We start from the raw sequence: 16,317 nt of genomic DNA, 5'->3' as shown, positions 1-16,317 counted from the left end.
AGCCAATACGCTGCAGCCTTGCCAGGACCTATTTTTTCTTGGCCGCCTCGTGTAATTCGCGCCAGTTCGCCACTTCGCGCCAGCTGAGGCGCCTCGCCGGCAGCGGCGCACTGACGACCTTGAGCCCCGTCCCGCTGACCGCGCCGGGCAAGCCAGGTTGCAGCACGGCCAGTTCCTTGCGCCCCTCGGCCCGCCCGGTGGCCGTCGCGGCGCCCACCGTGCTGGTCAGTTCCAGCGCCAGCGGCGGCGCACGCGCCAGGCCGTCGTACAGGCGCCCCGTCTGCTCGCCCGCCTGCACGACACCGGCGCCATCGGCGGCAAAGCCGCTCAGCACGTCGAGCACGTACAGGCGCGTGGCCGGCCTGGCGCAAGGGTCGCGACCGGGCAATACGGTATTGAACAGCACCTTGCCGGCGGCCAGCACGGGACTATTTATGCTACGTTCACCTGTCTGCGCGGTATCGAGAAAATCGAGGTACCAGCCGCGCATGGCGTCGCTGCTCGTATAGTGCAACTCGGCGCCGTCGACGCGTACGCCACCCGCCGCCTCGCCCAAGCTGCGCTGCTCCAGGTCGCTCCGGCTGCGCGTGGGGGACGACTCGCGCAGATCGTCGTGCACGGCGTAAAACGACTGCGACAGAAAAGCGGAAGGCCAGGTATCGGCCGCTTCGACCAGCTTGCCCGTGCCGAACAGCAGCAGATAGCCGCCGCCGGGCGCATACGCCACGTTCAGTTGCTGCGTCACGGGCTGGCGCCGGCCCTGCGCATCGCGCGCGACAAAGACGAGCTTGCGCCCCTGGCCGTCCTTCCACGGCGGCCCGGCAGCCGTGTCGAGACGCCAGATATTGCCCTGCAAATCGCCCGCATACAGGAAAGCCAGCGCCCCATCGCCACCCGGCACCAGGGCAGGCGGGGCCAGCGCCTGGGGCGACGCATCCGCATCGCTGCCATGGCCGCCATCACCGCCATCACCGCCACTGTCGGCCACCGGCACCTTGAGCCGGAAGTAATTACTTCCCAACGTCCATGGCGTGCCGGGAGTCTTGTCCAGCGCCAGCAGGAAAATGGCGGCGGCCGATGCGGGCGCCGTCGTGTCCTTGCCGTCGTTGACATGGTTGTTGTAGCCGCTGGCGACGACAACAAAATCGCGGTAGGCCGGCGCACCGTCCTTGCCGCCCATGTTGATGCGGGCGAAAGCGGGCGGCGCGCGCACGTTGCCCATGAGCTTGTCGTCGCGGTCCGTGAATTCCCACAGCGCCCCGTCTTGCGCGAAGCGGGCCGGGTCCGTGATGTCGAGCGCAAACACGCCTTGCGCCCCGCCGCCCATACCCGACACCAATACCGTCCTCCAGTGTCCCAGCGCCAGCACTTCCGCCGTGGCCGCCGCGCCGTCGAGCAGCGGTCCGGGGCTGTAGTGAGTGCTCGCAACAGCTGGCGCAAGGTGCAGCAACGCTTGCGGCAGATAGGCGAACACTTCGCTGCCCGTGCGCGCGTCGAAGCCATGCAGCAAGCCGTCGTTGGCGCCCAGGTACAGCATTTTGCGCCGCTCCAATAAGGCCTTGCGATGCAGTCCATAGCCGGCGCCCGGCATGCCCAGTCCCGGCGCGCCCACGTACACGAGGTTGCCATACGGGGCCGCGCCCAAGCTGCCTGAGCGGCGCCGCAGGAAGCCGTCCGGCTGGCCCACCTCGTATGTGCGCTGTCCCAGCAGATACGCCAGGCGCTCCTCGCCCCGGCCATCGCCGCCGTCGAATGCACCGCGCTGTTCCGTATCGAGCCCCTTCCAGGCCAGCGGCATCAGGGCGCCCTTGGCGTCGAGCGTGTAGACGGGACGCAAGACCGCCGGAGTTCCTTCCGGCACGGGCTTATCCAATCCGCCTGCGCGCCACAAGGGCTTGCCGGGATGCAGTGCGCCATCGCTGCCCACGGCAAACGCAGAGCGCGACACGGTCATGCCGCCATCGGCCAGGCGCAGCTGCGTCTGGAACCAGTATGCCTCTTCCGTTCCGCTGGCCAGCGCCATCAGGGCCGGCCCCGCGAGCGTCGCCGGCAAGGTAGCCTTGTCGGCGGCCGCAAAGGCTGCGCGCAGTCCCGCGATCAGGGCGGCCGCATCGCTGCCGGGCAAATAATGGTCGGGCCAGCGGCCGTCCAGCGTCCACTCGTCCAGCGCGCTGCCCGACGCGCTCTTGAACGGGTTGGCGTCGCCATTCATATCGAGAAAACCGCCATACTTGGCCGCCAGCAGCAAGGGCGTAGTGGCAGGAGGGGCGGCCGGGTCGCCCTGGCGCAAGTCGCCCGCGTAGTGCTCGACCTTTGCAACGCCGTCGTTCTTGCCGCCGGGACGCAGCGGCTGCACATGCGACCAGTAGGCCAGGCCAGCCGCATGGTAGCTGGCGCCGCCCGCCCCGTCGGCCAGCCATTCCAGCGCCGCCAGTTCAGGCCGTGGCGCGGGATTGCCCTGCGCGCCGCCACTTTCCAGGCTGCCCACCGCATGCGTCCAGGCCATCGCGTCGAACGGCGGCGGCGCAAAGCCATCGGCGGCGCGTGCGCGGTCACCGTTGGATGCGGGAGTCACCGGGACATTGCCGGGCACATAGCGGTCGCCCGCCATGCCCGCATCGCCGAGACTGACGACGATGTGGCGCTGGCAACTTGCCGTTTGCGGATCGCTCCATGACGTCACGACCGGCAAGCCATCATCGATGGCGGGCGGGGCCGTGGCGGGAGACAGCACTGCGCTCGCCTGCCGTCCCTGCAGGTAGCGCAGCGATTCGTACAGCAATTCGGCCAGCGGCGCCGCCTTTGCGTACGCACCGGGATGCCCGGCGTTGCCGCGCCCCACGCCATTGATGTAAGCGGTCACCCCGCCGCCAGAGCCCACAGATTGAGATGCATACACGCCAGTGGCGGGATTCCACTCGGCGGCGGCATTGTCTTGCGGCATAAAATCGGGCGCCGCCCAACGCTGCCGTCCCACGTGAGCCAATGGCGCACGCAGCACGCCGCCATACACGGGTCCGGCGCCGGCGGGCTGGCCATTCAAGTGGCCAAACACGCCCACGCGCACCCTGCCGCCATGGCGCTGCACGGCGCCCACCGGCTTGTAATTCTTGCCATACGCAAGGCACAAATCGTCGCGCAGCGGCCCTTCATCGGCATCGCAAACGCGCACGCGCGCGAGGAACACGCCGTGCGTGGCAGCAAAGCCGGGCGCGGCGCAGCTGCCGCCCGGGGGCAAGCTGGCGTCGCCAAACAGCAGGCGGTTGCGGCAGGAAACGATGGCCAGTTGCGCCAGCGCAAACGGCGTCGCGGCCGCCACGCCGGTCTGCAAGACCTTGCGCGGGAAAAAGACAGGGTGGGCAAAGAAGTCGATGGGGCCGTCGGCATCGGGCAGATAGGCGCGCTGCAGCACCGTCTTGCGCACCTCGTCGATGACGCGGTCGCCGCCCGTCAGCGCATAGCGCACGATGTCGAGCATGCTCGTGCCGGCCCAGTTGAGAAAGTTGCCGCTGAAACTGTCGCCGCCGCAGCCGTGCAAGGCATCGGCCGGTTTCAGCACGGAGAAGTAAGCGGTCGCTACGCGCAAGTCCGGCAACGTGACGCCGTCCTTGCTGCGATACGGATAGCTGTAGCACATGCGTGCATGGAAGTAACCGAGGTACTCGCGCTGCGGCGCATAGTCGCCGCCGTGCGCGGCAGCGGCGGCAGCGTGCGTGAGGGACAAGTTGAGCAGCAGATTCGGCGGCACCCTGGCGCCGTACAAACCTGCGTCGGCCCGCGCCAGCACCACCGGGAGCGGAGCAGCAATGGCGCCGCCGCAAGCCAGGAAAATCCAGCCGAGCAGCAGCGAGGCAAACGTCAAAGACCTCATGGCCCCGCTCCCACCGCCTGCTTGCGGTAATAACTTTGCAACACGACTTGCGTGCTTTCCTGTGCGCCAAAACCGATGGCCGTGATGCGGTACACATAGCTTTCCGTGGCCATGCCGCCGACCGCTGCCGTGGCCTGCGCGCCGGGCGGGTGAAACGGCAGCAGTTCGATCAGGTAGCGGGGCCGGCGCGACGGCAGGAAACCCTGCCCCGTCTGCATGACGGCGCCCGTGAACTGGCCGTATGGCACCGTGCGGTTGCCAGCGTCGGCGCCATCGAGGTCAGTACTTAACCAGAGGGCCGGCGCATCCGGGGCGGTGGGCAGGCACAAGCCCAGTGCGCCTGCCTCGCCGCAGCCATCCGCGAACCCGGCCGCGCTATCCGACGCGAAAAGGCCGCTGCGTCCCGGCGCGCCGGGCAAGCCTTCGATATCGTTCTGCGCATCCACCAATGCCTCCTCCGCCGCCTGAAACGCGATCTGCCGGTCGCGCTCGCCGCGCGCCGCCTTCTCGCCCTGCAAGGCCATCTGCGCCGCCGATACGCCCAGCAGCAAGATGATCACCAGCAGGCACAGCACATACACCAGAGTGGCGCCGCCGTGGCGTACACGAGGCAGACGCCACGGTTTGCGACAGTTGACGCCCGTGCCAGCCATCGCGCCGCCCGCCTAGGCCGGCCCGTTGCGCAACATGATGCTCGTCTGCACCAGTTGCCGCTGCCGGGAGCGCGTCGCGGCGGGCAAGGACGCGCGCGCGATGCGCACGCCCGTGTCGCCTGCGCCGTGCGCCTCGGCATAGGCCTTGCCGAACAGGTCGAACTGCGCCGGCCCCAGTTCCGCCAGCTTGTCCGCCTGGCCGGCCTCGCCGTGCAACAGCAAGGCCACGCGCACGCTGGCCACGCGCTTCCAGTGCGTGCGCCGGTGCAGATCGCGCTGGCGGGCGGCTTCATCCGCACCCTCCAGCACCAGTGCCGCATCGTAGGCGTCGAGCGCGCTGGCGTTGACGTAACGGTTCGCCACGCCGTCGGGCGGCGTATCCGTGTCGAGGCCATACAGCACCTGGAAACCGTCGACGCCACGGATGATGGCGTCCGCGCCCCAGCCGTTCGCGCCCCGGTATTTGCAGCGCAGCTCGCCCTCGCCATCGGCGCCCTGCGCTACATAGAAAATGCTCCAGCCCCGCTGCGCCTGCGTTTGCGCGGCGCCCACGCCGAAGCCCGCGCAATTGAGCACGGAGCCGTCGCCGCCTTCTTCCTTGCCGGCGCCGTAATAACGCAGGGCCAGCACGTCGCTGCCGTGCAGGGCGCCGGGCAGCGCACCGCTGATGCCCTCGCTGTTCTTGCCCAGAGTGCGCGCGTCGAGCCCTGCCACATTGGCGCTGTCGTCATCGGCATGGGCGACGGGCGCGGCGCTGCTGTCCCAGTTCACGTACGCAGTCTGGCGCACGGCGCGGGCAATGGTGTCGAGCGCATAGCGGCCGTTGTCGTCGAGCCGCGCACTGGCGGACTGGTCGCCATAACTGCCGCTGGCCGCCAGCAACACGCTACTGGCGGCCAGCATCAGCAGCGCGCCCAGCGACAGGGCCACCAGCAATTCGACCAGGCTCATGCCGCGACAACGGTGCAAGATGCGCTTCATGCGCCGCCCCCGCCCAGCTGGAATGCCAGCCTGGGCAACGACTCGCCTGCCGCATTCACGGCGGGTGAACCATCGGGCAGGCGGCCGCGCCAGCCCAGCTTGATGACGATGGGCGCGCCCATGCCGCCGCTGCACGCCCACTGCAAGCCTTGGGCGGGCGCATCCCACGCGGAAGTGTCGCGGCAGATATGCAGGCGCGCGCCGGGCAAGGCCACATGCAGTTGCTGTTTCCACTCGGCGATATCGAATTGCGCCAGGTCGGCCGCGCTGCAGAGCGTGGCGCCAAAACAGTCGGGCGCACCACTACCCGCTTCGGCGTCGTCCGCTGCCGCGTAGGCCACGTTCAGGTAGGGATTGCCCGTATCGGGGCCATTCATGAGCACGCTGTTCGCGCGCATGCGTTCGGCCATGCCCGCGGCCAGTTGCACGCCCGCCGACAATAGCGCCGACTCATGGCGCGCGCGCAGGGAATTCAGTTGCAGGATGCTGGCGCCCAGCAGGCCCAGCGCCAACAGCAGCAGCGACACGAGCACCTCGACGAGGCTGCTGCCACCGATCAGACCGCGCGCACCGCTGTGCATGAGCTTCTCCTGCGGACAGAATGAAACCAGGACTGGAGCCGCACGGACGCACGGCCCAGCTACAAGATAGGCGCGCGCAAAAAGCCGGGTCTGCGCTGGCGCAAACAACACGGCAATAAGGTGGGAAGAACAGCGGTGATATTGATCAGGCCGCTTGCCAGGCGAAGCTTGGCGTGGTGAAAACGGGGCGCATAAGCAGCCCCGCCTTCAAGAAGGTGAACAAGAAGGTGAGGTCAAGGCTTGCGCGCCTGCCCCACTTCGGCGATTGCGTCCTGGAACTCGGCCAGGTCTTCGAAATTCTTGTAGACGGAAGCGAAGCGGATGTAGGCGATCTTGTCCAGGCGCTTGAGTTCCTGCATGACGAGTTCGCCGATATAGCCGGAATCGACTTCACGCTGACCGCTGGTCAGCAGTTTTTCCTGGATGGAGGCAATGGCCGTATCCACGGAGGCGGCCGCGACGGGACGCTTGCGCAAGGCCAGCATCAAACTGCCGCGCAACTTATCCGCAGCGAACTCCGTCCGGCTGCCATTCTTTTTGACGACGGCCGGCATGATAAGTTCAATGCGTTCGTAAGTCGTAAAACGCTTGTCGCATTTGCCGCAGCGGCGGCGGCGCCGAATGGCATCCCCTTCCTCCGATACGCGCGTATCGAGAACCTGGGTATCGCCGTGCTGGCAAAATGGACATTTCATGGGCTGGCTACAACTTTATAGTAATAATTACGGGAAATCGCCGCCCTTGTACAAAGGGCGCCCGAATCACTCCGGGCGCCCTGGGGCACGAAGGAATGTGTCATACAGAATCTTACTCTGTATGACACATTCTGGACAAATTATTATGCGGCGTACACAGGGTGCGCGTCGGCCAGCACTTTCACGGCCGCTTTCACGCGCTCGATGGTGGCGGCGTCATGCGGATTGTCCAGCACGTCGGCGATCAGGTTGCCCACTTCTTCCGCTTGCGCTTCCTTGAAACCGCGCGTCGTCATCGCCGGGCTGCCCAGGCGGATGCCCGAGGTGACGAATGGCTTTTGCGGGTCGTTCGGGATGCCGTTCTTGTTGCAGGTGATGTGCGCGGAACCGAGGATGGCTTCAGCTTCCTTGCCTGTCAGGTTCTTGGCGCGCAGGTCGACCAGCATGACGTGCGATTCGGTGCCGCCGGACACGATGCGCAGGCCGCGCTTGATCAGGGTTTTCGCCAGTACGTCGGCGTTCTTGATCACTTGCTTCTGGTATTCGACGAATTCAGGGCTCAGCGCTTCCTTGAAGGCGACGGCCTTGCCGGCGATCACGTGCATCAGCGGGCCGCCCTGGATGCCAGGGAAGATGGCCGAGTTGATGGCTTTTTCGTGTTCGGCCTTCATCAGGATGATGCCGCCGCGCGGGCCGCGCAGCGATTTGTGCGTGGTCGAGGTGACGAAGTCGGCGAACGGCACCGGGTTCGGGTACAGGCCGGCGGCGATCAGGCCGGCGTAGTGGGCCATGTCGACCATGAAGTAGGCGCCGACTTCCTTGGCGATCTTGCTGAAGCGTTCGAAGTCGATCTTTTTCGAGAAGGCGGACGCGCCGGCGATGATCAGCTTTGGCTTGCGTTCGCGGGCCAGGCGCTCCATTGCCTCGTAGTCGATGTCTTCTTCCGCCGTCAAGCCGTAGGAGACGACGTCAAACCATTTGCCGGACATGTTCAGCGGCATGCCGTGGGTCAGGTGGCCGCCTTCGGCCAGCGACATACCCATGATCAGGTCGCCTGGTTTCAGCATGGCGAAGAACACGCCCTGGTTCGCCTGCGAGCCCGAGTTCGGCTGCACGTTCGCGCATTCGGCGCCGAACAGCTGTTTCACGCGGTCGATGGCCAGTTGCTCGGCCACGTCGACGTATTCGCAGCCGCCGTAGTAGCGCTTGCCTGGATAGCCTTCGGCATACTTGTTCGTCAGCTGCGAGCCTTGCGCTTCCATTACGGCCGGCGACGTGTAGTTTTCCGACGCGATCAGTTCGATGTGATCGTGCTGGCGCGTGTTCTCTTTTTGAATGACGGCGAACAATTCAGGATCGACGTTGGCGAGGGTATGATCTTTTGCAAACATGTAAAAACTCCAAGTATGAGGGTGCTTGTACTGGCAGATTGGATCGAATGAGGGGAGCCGGCGTTAAGTGAATAACAACATTGGACAGGCAGCCTCTTCGTGCTTTTCCATAGTGGCTACCCAGGCGAACGGCTGATGAAAAATCTCACGTTTCCCGGTGGGTGCCCACCTTTCGCCGGATTGCCGATCACCACTCATGGAGATCGCCCGACTTTTCGCCAGTCACGTGAGACGTAATGGAATGCAAATTGTAAGTTAAGTGCCCAAATTGAGCAAGGAATGCAAGCGTGCGGCTATAATCGCCGCCCGGGCAGCGCCGCTCCGTCGTCTTAAGCTGGATGTAAACTTTGCTCATGCATGTAAGCGTATGTTACGGGGCTTGCCATTGCAGCCCTCCGTTTTACAATGCTGCGGTGCAACTTATATGCAGCTTTTGCATGGCATTCCAGCAAGCGCCCACAGTCACAAGAAGAAAAATCGCGTAAAATGTTGCTCAATCTCACTACTGGCGCAATAAACATGCCTTCAGTCTTTACCTGGAACGTACGTGTCTACTATGAAGACACCGACGCCGGCGGCATCGTCTATTACGCTAACTACCTGAAATTCTTCGAGCGCGCGCGCACCGAATGGCTGCGCGCCATCGACGTGGGCCAGCAGGAATTGCTCGAGCAGCACGACGCGATGTTCGTTGTCAAAAGCGTCAACGCCGACTATCATGCGCCAGCCAGGCTCGATGACACGGTAAGATTGACATTAAGCATAGAGAAAATGGGGCGCGCCTCCATCGTTTTCCTGCAACAAGCCTGGTGCGGCGACCGCCTGCTCAACACGGCACGCGTCAAGATCGGCTGCGTCGATTCGGCACTGCGCCCGCGCGCCGTGCCCGATGCGGTAGCGGCCCGCATGCGCGCCGCCTGAACCCCACCCGCCACCCCGGATAATTCACCCAACAGACTGCCAGCCAATGAACGTTACACAAGATCTTTCTTTCCTCGCGCTCATCACCAATGCCCACCTGATCGTGCAACTGATCATGGCCCTGCTGCTGCTGATTTCCCTGACCAGCTGGACCTACATTTTCCGCAAGATGTTTGCCGTGCGCCAGGCGCGCAAGCAAACCATCGAATTCGAACGCAGCTTCTGGGCCGGCGGCAACCTGCATGCGCTGCACCAGAACGCCAGCGGCAACCGCGACCAGAGCGGCGCGCTGGCCCGCATCTTCGACGCCGGCATGGGCGAATTCATCAAGGGCAAGGCTTCCTACGGTTCGCGCGAAGCGCTGGACGTGGGTGCCGTGCTCGACGGCGCACGCCGCGCCATGCGCGCCGCCTTCCAGCGTGAAATGGACGTGCTCGAATCGCACCTGGCCTTCCTCGCTTCCGTCGGTTCCGTCTCGCCGTACATCGGCTTGCTCGGTACCGTCTGGGGCATCATGAACGCCTTCCGCGGCCTGGCCAACGTGCAGCAAGCCACCCTGGCGGCCGTCGCGCCCGGCATTGCCGAAGCGCTGATCGCCACCGCCATCGGCCTGTTCGCCGCGATTCCCGCCGTCGTCGCCTACAACCGTTTTTCGCATGACATCGACCGCCTGGCGATCCGCTTCGAGAGCTTCGTCGAGGAATTCTCCAACATCTTGCAGCGCCAGTCGCGCTAAGAGGGAGCAGCGTCCATGGGTTCCTCATTCAATAGCGGCGGCATGCGCGGCGGCCGTGGCCGCAAGTTCAAGTCCGAGATCAACGTCGTGCCGTACATCGACGTGATGCTGGTGCTGCTGATCATTTTCATGGTGATGCCGTCGTCGAACAATCCCAGCGTGGTGAACTTGCCCAACGCGGAAAAGTCGGCGAAACCGCCCGATGACTATATTCAGATCGTACTGAAACCAAATGGTTCGCTGTCGATCGGCGTCATCGGCAAGGAACAGCTGTCACCGGAAACGGAACCGAACCGCGACGCCCTGCTGCGCAAGCTGCGTGGCCTGCATGAAAGCAATCCCGACTATCCCGTGATGATCGCGGGCGACAAGGAAAGCAAGTACGACGACGTGATCCAGCTCATTTCGGAAGCAAAAAAAATGGGCATTACCCGCGTCGGCCTGGCCACCAAGTAAGCGCAGCATCGTGTTTTCCAGACTTGACCGTTTTTAGATAGACTAGACTTTGCAGACCAAACAAATCGACCATGTACTCGGCAAGCCCTACAGCGTGCCGCGCGAACGCAGCCGCTGGCCCTCGCTGGGCCTGGCGCTGGCGATGCATCTTGGCCTGCTGTTTTTCCTGTGGGTGGGCGTACACTGGCAAAATACGGAGCCTGTCGCCGTCGAAGCGGAAGTATGGGACATGAAAGTGCAGACGGCCGCGCCGCCGCCCGAAGTGGCGACGGAACCGGAGCCGACGCCAACGCCGCCGCCTGAACCGCAAGTGGAACAGCCGGCCCCGCCGCCACCGCCGCCGGTGGCCGCGCCCGAGCCGAAGGTCGACCTGCGCGAGGCGGAGATCGCCCTCGAGCGCAAGAAGGCCAAGCTGAAGGAAGAGAAAGAAAAAGCGGCGGCCGAAGAGCGCCGCAAGCAGGAACAGAAGGAACGCGAGGAAGAAAAGCGCGAGCTGGAAAAACAGAAGCAGAAAGAAAAAGACAAGGCTGAAAAGCTGGAAAAAGAAAAGGCCGACAAGCTGGAGAAAGCCAAGCAGGCCAAAGAGAAAGAAAAAGCGGCGGAAGAAAAAGCCGAGAAGGAACTGTCCGATAAAAAAGCGGCGGCGGAAAAAGCTGCCAAGGCGAAAAAAGCGGCGGAAGAGAAAAAAGCCGCCGACAAGGCACGCGCTGCGGAAATGAGCCGCATCACGGGTGCGGCGGGCGCCGGTACGACGGGTACGGCCGCGAAAGCGACCGCGCCACGCAAGGACAGCGGCTATGTCGCTGCCCTGACGAGCAAGATCAAGAGCAATATCGCGTACAGCGGTAGCACGGACGTGCCGGGCAACCCGCGCGCCGTGTTCAAGATCGAGCAACTGCCAACTGGGGAAATTATTTCGGTCCGAAAGATTAAAAGCAGCGGCCTGCCGGCGTATGACAGCTCGGTGGAAAACGCCATTAATAAATCGTCGCCACTGCCGAAGAAAAAAGACGGCACCGTGGAACGCGAGATTGAACTCATATTCGAGATGAAGGATTTGCCTAAATGATGACCATGAAAAAAATGAGCTATGTCGTGCTCTGCGCCGGCCTGATGCTGGGCGCGACCGGCGCCCAGGCGCAGCTGCGCGTGGAGATTACGGGGATCGGCAGCAACCAGATCCCGGTCACTGTCGCCAGCTTCGTCAATGAATCGGCGGCGCCGCAATCGCTGTCCGGCATCATCAAGGCCGACCTGGCGCGCAGCGGCGTGTTCAAGCTGATTGACGCCGATGCGCCCGTATCGGAAACGGCGCCCGTCAGCTACGAGCAGTGGAAGTCGCGCGGCGCCGACGCGCTGGCGGCCGGCACCGTGCAAAGCATGGCCGACGGCCGCCTGGACGTGCGCTACAAGCTGTTCGACACCATCAAGGGTGCCCAGATTTCCAGCATGAATAATGCGGCCGCCCCGCAGTTCAACCGCTTGCTGGCGCACAAGATCGCCGACGACATCTATGAAAAGCTGACGGGCGTCAAGGGCGCGTTCGCCACGCGCATCGCCTACGTCACGCAATCGGGCCGCGAGTACCGGCTGGAAGTGGCCGACGCCGATGGCGAAGGCATCCAGGTCGCGCTGCGCTCGAACGAGCCGATCATTTCGCCAGCCTGGTCGCCGGACGGCACCAAGGTCGCGTATGTCTCGTTTGAAAAGAAAAAGCCGATCGTCTACGTGCAAAACCTGGTAACGCGCCAGCGCACCATCGTATCGAATGAAAAAGGCAGCAATTCGGCGCCGAGCTGGAGCCCGGACGGCTCGCGCCTGGCCGTGGCCCTGTCGCGCGATGGCCATACCCAAGTCTATACCGTCAATGCCGACGGCAGCGGTTTGCGCCGCGTCAGCACCAGCAGCGGCATCGATACGGAACCTCAATTCTCGGCCGATGGCCAAAGCATTTACTTCACCAGCGATCGCAGCGGCGGACCACAAATCTACCGCATGTCGGCCAGCGGTGGCGAAGCCAAGCGCGTGACGTTTGGCGGCTCCTACAACATCAGCCCGCGGATCTCGTCCGACGGGAAGACACTTGCTTATATTTCCCGTCGCGACGGCAATTTCCAGCTCTACGCGCTCGACCTGGCTAGTGGCCAGGAACTGCGCCTGTCGGACACCGCCAACGACGAATCACCGAGCTTTTCGCCCAACGGGAAATATATCATGTACGCGACCGAATCCGGACGACGCAAGTCGCTGGCAGTGGTATCGGTGGATGGCCGCGTCAAACAGCGTTTGACTACGCAAGCTGGCAATATCAAGGAGCCCACCTGGGGTCCTTTCATGAAGTAAATGCTGTACAGTTTCACCTTTAACCATGACCCGGAGAATAAAAATGAGTAACTTTAAAAGCTTGGCTTTCATCGCCGCTACCGCAGCTCTGCTGTCCGCCTGCAGCACCCCAGTCAAAGTAGCCGAGACCCCAGTGGTTGAGCGCGCTCCTGAAAAAGTCGCAGCTCCAGTTGACACCCGTCAAGTTCAGCCAGTAACGACCGCATCGGTCGATCCACTGGACGATCCAAAAGGCGTGCTGGCTAACCGCAGCATCTACTTCGACTTCGACAAATACGTCGTGCGCGAAGCGGACACCCCAGTCGTGCAAAACCACGCTGCTTACCTGGTGAAAACGCCTAGCCGCAAGATCCTGATCCAAGGTAACACCGATGAACGCGGTGGCGCTGAGTACAACCTGGCCCTGGGCCAGAAACGTGCTGAAGCCGTGCGCAAGTCGATGGCAGCCCTGGGCGTGCCAGAAGGCCAAATGGAAGCCGTGTCGCTGGGCAAAGAAAAGCCTAAAGCACAAGGCAGCAACGAAGCAGCATGGGCAGAAAACCGCCGCGCTGACATCGTTTATTGATGTTGACGGGTGAGCGCGGCAGCATTGGCGCTTACCTAACTGGCCAGTCATAGGCATAATAATGGGGCGCAGCGCGGTGATTCACCGCCCGGCGCCCCGTTTGCATGTTTGCGTAACCTTAGAAAGCCCGACCCATGATGACATTCTCGAAAGCCGGCGTCGCCGCCGCCTTGATGGCCGCGTTTGCCTACCTGCCCCTGCACGCCAACGCCGCCCTGTTCGATGACGACGAAGCGCGCAAGGCCATCCTCGAGCTGCGCGCCAAGGTCGACGCCATGGCGCGCGACCTGAACAGCCGCATCGACGCCAAGGCGGACAAGACCAGCACCCTGAGCCTGATCAACCAGCACGACCAGACCATGCAAGAGATCGCCCGCCTGCGCGGCCAGATCGAAGTACTGGGCAACGACCTGGCGAACGTGCAAAAGCGCCAGAAGGACTTCTACACCGACATCGACGCGCGCCTGCGCAAGCTCGAACCGCGCCAGGTCACCATCGACGGCCAGGAAGCGGCCGTGGGCGTATCCGAGCAAAGCGCATACGAATCCGCGTTCGGCCTGTTCAAGTCGGGCGACTACAAGGGCGCCGTCTCGGCCCTGGACGGCTTCGTCAAGCGCTACCCGGAATCGGCCTACGCGGCCAATGCGCAATACTGGCTGGGCAACGCCTATTACGCCCAGCGCGACTGCAAGAGCGCCATCACGGCCCAGCAGGCAGTGCTGAAGAACTACCCGGACAGCCCGAAGGCGGCCGACGCCATGCTCAACATCGCCAGCTGCTACACGGAGCTGAAAGACAAGGCCAACGCCACCAAGACGCTGAACGCCCTGATCTCGCGCTACCCGGACTCCAGCGCGGCCCAGGCCGCCAAGGAACGGGCCGGCAAAAAGTAAAAGCAGGGAAAAAGTTGCCCGTTAGGTTTGACAGAATCCCGGGCACCCCCTATAATCTTTCTTCTTCGGGTCGTTAGCTCAGCTGGTAGAGCAGCGGACTTTTAATCCGTTGGTCGCAGGTTCGAATCCCGCACGGCCTACCACGAATACGCAGTACTGATCTGCTTGCGAGTTGTTATAGCAAGCATTTTTTTACGGCACAGTGTTACCGAAGTTGTTGTAAAAAGTTTTTGGGTCGTTAGCTCAGCTGGTAGAGCAGCGGACTTTTAATCCGTTGGTCGCAGGTTCGAATCCCGCACGGCCTACCAAATACTTCAGAGAAGCCAACCGTTCGCGGTTGGCTTTTTTGTTTTCAGCAGCGTCACTTGCACGGGACACCCTCCCCCTGACACAAATCAAACGCCTTGCCACCTGCGATACATCTCTTACCGCCTCGCACGAGACAGTCATGGCGCAACTGAAGAAAATCGTCACGCCGCAGACTGACGGCCATGCTGCCGATTCAGTGGAAGGTTGAAGCTCAAGAAGCCCGCTCCGAGTTTCTAACGCGACACCAGCGCCGGCCGCCCGGCCAGATGCGCCACCACGCTCCCCATCACCCGCCCCAGCGGCACTTCCACCCACCGGTAAAACGCGGCGCCGGCCGCCAGGCTGGCGCCCCAGGCCGTCAGCATGCCCAGCGCCTGCCACTCTGGCTCCAACGGAACATAGGTGACAAACAAGGCATTGACCAGCAGGCTGACGGGGAAGTGGACGAGGAACACGGCATACGAGATGCGGCCCAGGGCGTTGATGACGTTCCAGGCGCCGCCCTGCGACGGCGTGCGGGCACGGCCGAACAGGATCAGGGCGCAGGCGACGATCAGGGCCAGGGCGATGCGGCTGCGGTAGTCGACGGCCAGGGCCAGCAGGACGGGAACCGCCATCATGACCATGAGCACCGTCATGGCGCCGGGTTTGCGGGCCGGGTCGCTGGCCCACCAGGCCAGCATGCCCAGGCCGTAGCTACCGAAGAAATACGGCGCCCAATTGTCCCAACCCGCGTCGAGATTGAAATACAGCAAGGAAAAGGTGATGCCCGCAGTGACGGCCAGCGGCATCAGCCAGCGCCCGCGCCGCTGGCCCGCCAGGCGGCCGCCCAGCCACAGCAGCGACACCGTCAGCAGGTACAGCTGGAAATCGATGGCCACGTACCAGGCGCCGGCCGACAGCGATTCATAGCCCAGCACGCCGTGCAGCAGCAAGGCATGGGCACTCAACTGGCCCAGGGTGACGGCGGCCGACATGGAATCGTGCTGCATCCAGATACCGGCGACGGGCGTGATGATGGCGGCAAGCAAGGTGGCCACCAGGAAAGGTGGCGCCAGCTTGGCATAGCGGCGCCAGATCGCCTGCAGCGGGGAAGCAATGCCGGGATGGCCGGCGGGCGAGAGGGATTTGGCGACGAGAAAGCCGCCGATGACGAGAAATACTTGCACGGCGATGCGCGCGCTGCCGCCGAGCCAGTCCAGCAGCGCGGGCCACAGGGGCTGCACGTAGTCGGACATGGGCCCGTAAAACGCCAGGTGATGCAACACGATCAGCTGCGCCGCGCCCGCCTTCAAACCATTGATCCAGCCAAACTGCGGACGATGTGCCAGGTCCGCCTGTGATACCGCTGCTACTGCCGTCATTCCCTATCCTTGCCGTGCCAGGTAGTGTCGCCAGCCATGCGCGCAACAGGCGCGCGGCCGAGGATTTACCGAAAGGCCGACATGATAGCCGAGCCTGGCAAATGGCGGGGCACGGCAGGCGGCTAGACTGCCTGTCCGCCCGCGTCCGGCGATGCGGGCGCCAATGGCTGCTGCGCCAGGATGGCGTCGAGCAGGCCGGGAAAACGGCTCTCGATATCGGCGCGGCGCAAGGTGTTCATGTGCGTCGTGCCCGCGTTTTCCGTGTAGACGAGGCCCGCTTCGCGCAAGACCTTGAAATGGTGGGAAACGGTCGACTTCGGCCGCCCGCCGTCGAGGTCGCCGCAAGCGGCCGCGTCCACCCTGGCCAGGTGGCGCACGATGTCGAGGCGAATGGAATCGCTCAAGGCGTACAGCACTCTTTCGAGCACGAATTCGCTGGCGGGAGGATGTTTGTGTGGACGCATGAGCAGAATCATACAGCATGCGCTATACTAATTCCATTCTTCGAATATTTACGAACTACCGAATCAATATTTCCCTACACCACCAACAAACACA

15 protein-coding genes, 2 tRNA genes and 1 riboswitch are annotated in these 16,317 nt (G+C 63.5%); of the genes, 9 read left to right on the top strand and 8 right to left on the bottom strand.

Annotated elements, in window-relative coordinates:
- Nucleotides 1-28: 28 nt before the first annotated feature.
- The 6 genes from BLU39_RS24000 to glyA form a co-directional block, all read right to left on the bottom strand.
- The gene (locus BLU39_RS24000) at nucleotides 29-3,871 is read right to left on the bottom strand and encodes a pilus assembly protein (RefSeq protein ID WP_092717892.1); all 3,843 of its coding nucleotides are present in this window, start codon (nucleotides 3,869-3,871) and stop codon (nucleotides 29-31) included.
- Nucleotides 3,868-4,524 carry a pilus assembly PilX family protein gene (locus tag BLU39_RS23995; protein ID WP_092717890.1) on the bottom strand — a complete coding sequence of 219 codons (657 nt, stop codon included), beginning with the start codon at nucleotides 4,522-4,524 and terminating at the stop codon, nucleotides 3,868-3,870. Before BLU39_RS23995 ends, BLU39_RS24000 begins: the two co-directional genes overlap by 4 nt.
- A gap of 12 nt (nucleotides 4,525-4,536) precedes the next feature.
- Nucleotides 4,537-5,505: a PilW family protein gene (locus BLU39_RS23990; RefSeq protein WP_092717888.1), complete on the bottom strand. Its 969-nt coding sequence runs from the start codon at nucleotides 5,503-5,505 to the stop codon at nucleotides 4,537-4,539.
- A complete protein-coding gene (gene pilV, locus BLU39_RS23985) occupies nucleotides 5,502-6,086 on the bottom strand; it encodes a type IV pilus modification protein PilV (protein ID WP_092717884.1) in 585 nt (194 codons plus the stop codon). The genes BLU39_RS23990 and pilV overlap by 4 nt, the downstream gene beginning before the upstream one ends.
- 233 nt (nucleotides 6,087-6,319) lie before the next feature.
- Entirely contained in the window at nucleotides 6,320-6,781 is a 462-nt protein-coding gene (gene nrdR / locus BLU39_RS23980) for a transcriptional regulator NrdR (protein ID WP_092717881.1), read from the bottom strand.
- Nucleotides 6,782-6,924: 143 nt separating this feature from the next.
- The gene (gene glyA, locus BLU39_RS23975; RefSeq protein ID WP_034759173.1) at nucleotides 6,925-8,172 is read right to left on the bottom strand and encodes a serine hydroxymethyltransferase; all 1,248 of its coding nucleotides are present in this window, start codon (nucleotides 8,170-8,172) and stop codon (nucleotides 6,925-6,927) included.
- A gap of 111 nt (nucleotides 8,173-8,283) precedes the next feature.
- Nucleotides 8,284-8,408, bottom strand: a riboswitch (ZMP/ZTP riboswitch).
- Nucleotides 8,409-8,691: 283 nt separating this feature from the next.
- Here glyA and ybgC point away from each other — a divergent pair.
- The 9 genes from ybgC (at nucleotide 8,692) to BLU39_RS23930 (ending at nucleotide 14,394) form a co-directional block, all read left to right on the top strand.
- On the top strand, nucleotides 8,692-9,093 hold the full coding sequence (gene ybgC, locus BLU39_RS23970) for a tol-pal system-associated acyl-CoA thioesterase (protein WP_046682324.1): 402 nt from the start codon (nucleotides 8,692-8,694) through the stop codon (nucleotides 9,091-9,093).
- Nucleotides 9,094-9,139: 46 nt separating this feature from the next.
- On the top strand, nucleotides 9,140-9,829 hold the full coding sequence (tolQ, locus tag BLU39_RS23965) for a protein TolQ (protein WP_046682323.1): 690 nt from the start codon (nucleotides 9,140-9,142) through the stop codon (nucleotides 9,827-9,829).
- A 15-nt stretch (nucleotides 9,830-9,844) separates the two neighbouring features.
- On the top strand, nucleotides 9,845-10,285 hold the full coding sequence (locus tag BLU39_RS23960) for an ExbD/TolR family protein (protein ID WP_223278896.1): 441 nt from the start codon (nucleotides 9,845-9,847) through the stop codon (nucleotides 10,283-10,285).
- 49 nt (nucleotides 10,286-10,334) lie between these two features.
- Complete coding sequence (gene tolA / locus BLU39_RS23955) at nucleotides 10,335-11,354, top strand: cell envelope integrity protein TolA (RefSeq protein WP_092717878.1); 1,020 nt, start codon at nucleotides 10,335-10,337, stop codon at nucleotides 11,352-11,354.
- Nucleotides 11,351-12,628 carry a Tol-Pal system beta propeller repeat protein TolB gene (tolB, locus tag BLU39_RS23950; protein ID WP_092717875.1) on the top strand — a complete coding sequence of 426 codons (1,278 nt, stop codon included), beginning with the start codon at nucleotides 11,351-11,353 and terminating at the stop codon, nucleotides 12,626-12,628. Before tolA ends, tolB begins: the two co-directional genes overlap by 4 nt.
- A 43-nt stretch (nucleotides 12,629-12,671) precedes the next feature.
- Entirely contained in the window at nucleotides 12,672-13,193 is a 522-nt protein-coding gene (pal, locus tag BLU39_RS23945) for a peptidoglycan-associated lipoprotein Pal (RefSeq protein WP_034759187.1), read from the top strand.
- Between the two features lie 134 nt (nucleotides 13,194-13,327).
- On the top strand, nucleotides 13,328-14,086 hold the full coding sequence (ybgF, locus tag BLU39_RS23940; RefSeq protein ID WP_092717873.1) for a tol-pal system protein YbgF: 759 nt from the start codon (nucleotides 13,328-13,330) through the stop codon (nucleotides 14,084-14,086).
- A 67-nt stretch (nucleotides 14,087-14,153) separates the two neighbouring features.
- Nucleotides 14,154-14,229: transfer RNA gene (locus BLU39_RS23935), tRNA-Lys, on the top strand.
- Between the two features lie 89 nt (nucleotides 14,230-14,318).
- Nucleotides 14,319-14,394 (top strand) — tRNA-Lys (locus BLU39_RS23930).
- Between the two features lie 234 nt (nucleotides 14,395-14,628).
- Here the strand turns inward: BLU39_RS23930 and BLU39_RS23925 are convergent.
- Complete coding sequence (locus BLU39_RS23925; RefSeq protein ID WP_092717870.1) at nucleotides 14,629-15,759, bottom strand: acyltransferase family protein; 1,131 nt, start codon at nucleotides 15,757-15,759, stop codon at nucleotides 14,629-14,631.
- A gap of 122 nt (nucleotides 15,760-15,881) precedes the next feature.
- The gene (locus BLU39_RS23920; RefSeq protein ID WP_092718217.1) at nucleotides 15,882-16,223 is read right to left on the bottom strand and encodes an ArsR/SmtB family transcription factor; all 342 of its coding nucleotides are present in this window, start codon (nucleotides 16,221-16,223) and stop codon (nucleotides 15,882-15,884) included.
- Nucleotides 16,224-16,317: the final 94 nt, after the last annotated feature.

It is taken from the genome of Janthinobacterium sp. OK676, from assembly GCF_900103595.1.
Classification (GTDB): domain Bacteria; phylum Pseudomonadota; class Gammaproteobacteria; order Burkholderiales; family Burkholderiaceae_D; genus Janthinobacterium.
The sequence above is the reverse complement of the archived record's forward strand: the minus strand, read 5'-3'. Positions and strand labels throughout refer to the sequence as shown.

What these genes read in the sequence shown, in the direction of transcription:
- nrdR (WP_092717881.1), bottom strand. Translation starts at nt 6,781, where the DNA reads ATGAAATGTCCATTTTGCCAGCACGGCGATACCCAGGTTCTCGATACG.
- ybgF (WP_092717873.1), top strand. Translation starts at nt 13,328, where the DNA reads ATGATGACATTCTCGAAAGCCGGCGTCGCCGCCGCCTTGATGGCCGCG.
- BLU39_RS24000 (WP_092717892.1), bottom strand. Translation starts at nt 3,871, where the DNA reads ATGAGGTCTTTGACGTTTGCCTCGCTGCTGCTCGGCTGGATTTTCCTG.
- BLU39_RS23960 (WP_223278896.1), top strand. Translation starts at nt 9,845, where the DNA reads ATGGGTTCCTCATTCAATAGCGGCGGCATGCGCGGCGGCCGTGGCCGC.
- tolB (WP_092717875.1), top strand. Translation starts at nt 11,351, where the DNA reads ATGATGACCATGAAAAAAATGAGCTATGTCGTGCTCTGCGCCGGCCTG.
- glyA (WP_034759173.1), bottom strand. Translation starts at nt 8,172, where the DNA reads ATGTTTGCAAAAGATCATACCCTCGCCAACGTCGATCCTGAATTGTTC.
- BLU39_RS23995 (WP_092717890.1), bottom strand. Translation starts at nt 4,524, where the DNA reads ATGGCTGGCACGGGCGTCAACTGTCGCAAACCGTGGCGTCTGCCTCGT.
- ybgC (WP_046682324.1), top strand. Translation starts at nt 8,692, where the DNA reads ATGCCTTCAGTCTTTACCTGGAACGTACGTGTCTACTATGAAGACACC.
- tolQ (WP_046682323.1), top strand. Translation starts at nt 9,140, where the DNA reads ATGAACGTTACACAAGATCTTTCTTTCCTCGCGCTCATCACCAATGCC.
- BLU39_RS23920 (WP_092718217.1), bottom strand. Translation starts at nt 16,223, where the DNA reads ATGCGTCCACACAAACATCCTCCCGCCAGCGAATTCGTGCTCGAAAGA.
- pal (WP_034759187.1), top strand. Translation starts at nt 12,672, where the DNA reads ATGAGTAACTTTAAAAGCTTGGCTTTCATCGCCGCTACCGCAGCTCTG.
- BLU39_RS23990 (WP_092717888.1), bottom strand. Translation starts at nt 5,505, where the DNA reads ATGAAGCGCATCTTGCACCGTTGTCGCGGCATGAGCCTGGTCGAATTG.
- pilV (WP_092717884.1), bottom strand. Translation starts at nt 6,086, where the DNA reads ATGCACAGCGGTGCGCGCGGTCTGATCGGTGGCAGCAGCCTCGTCGAG.
- BLU39_RS23925 (WP_092717870.1), bottom strand. Translation starts at nt 15,759, where the DNA reads ATGACGGCAGTAGCAGCGGTATCACAGGCGGACCTGGCACATCGTCCG.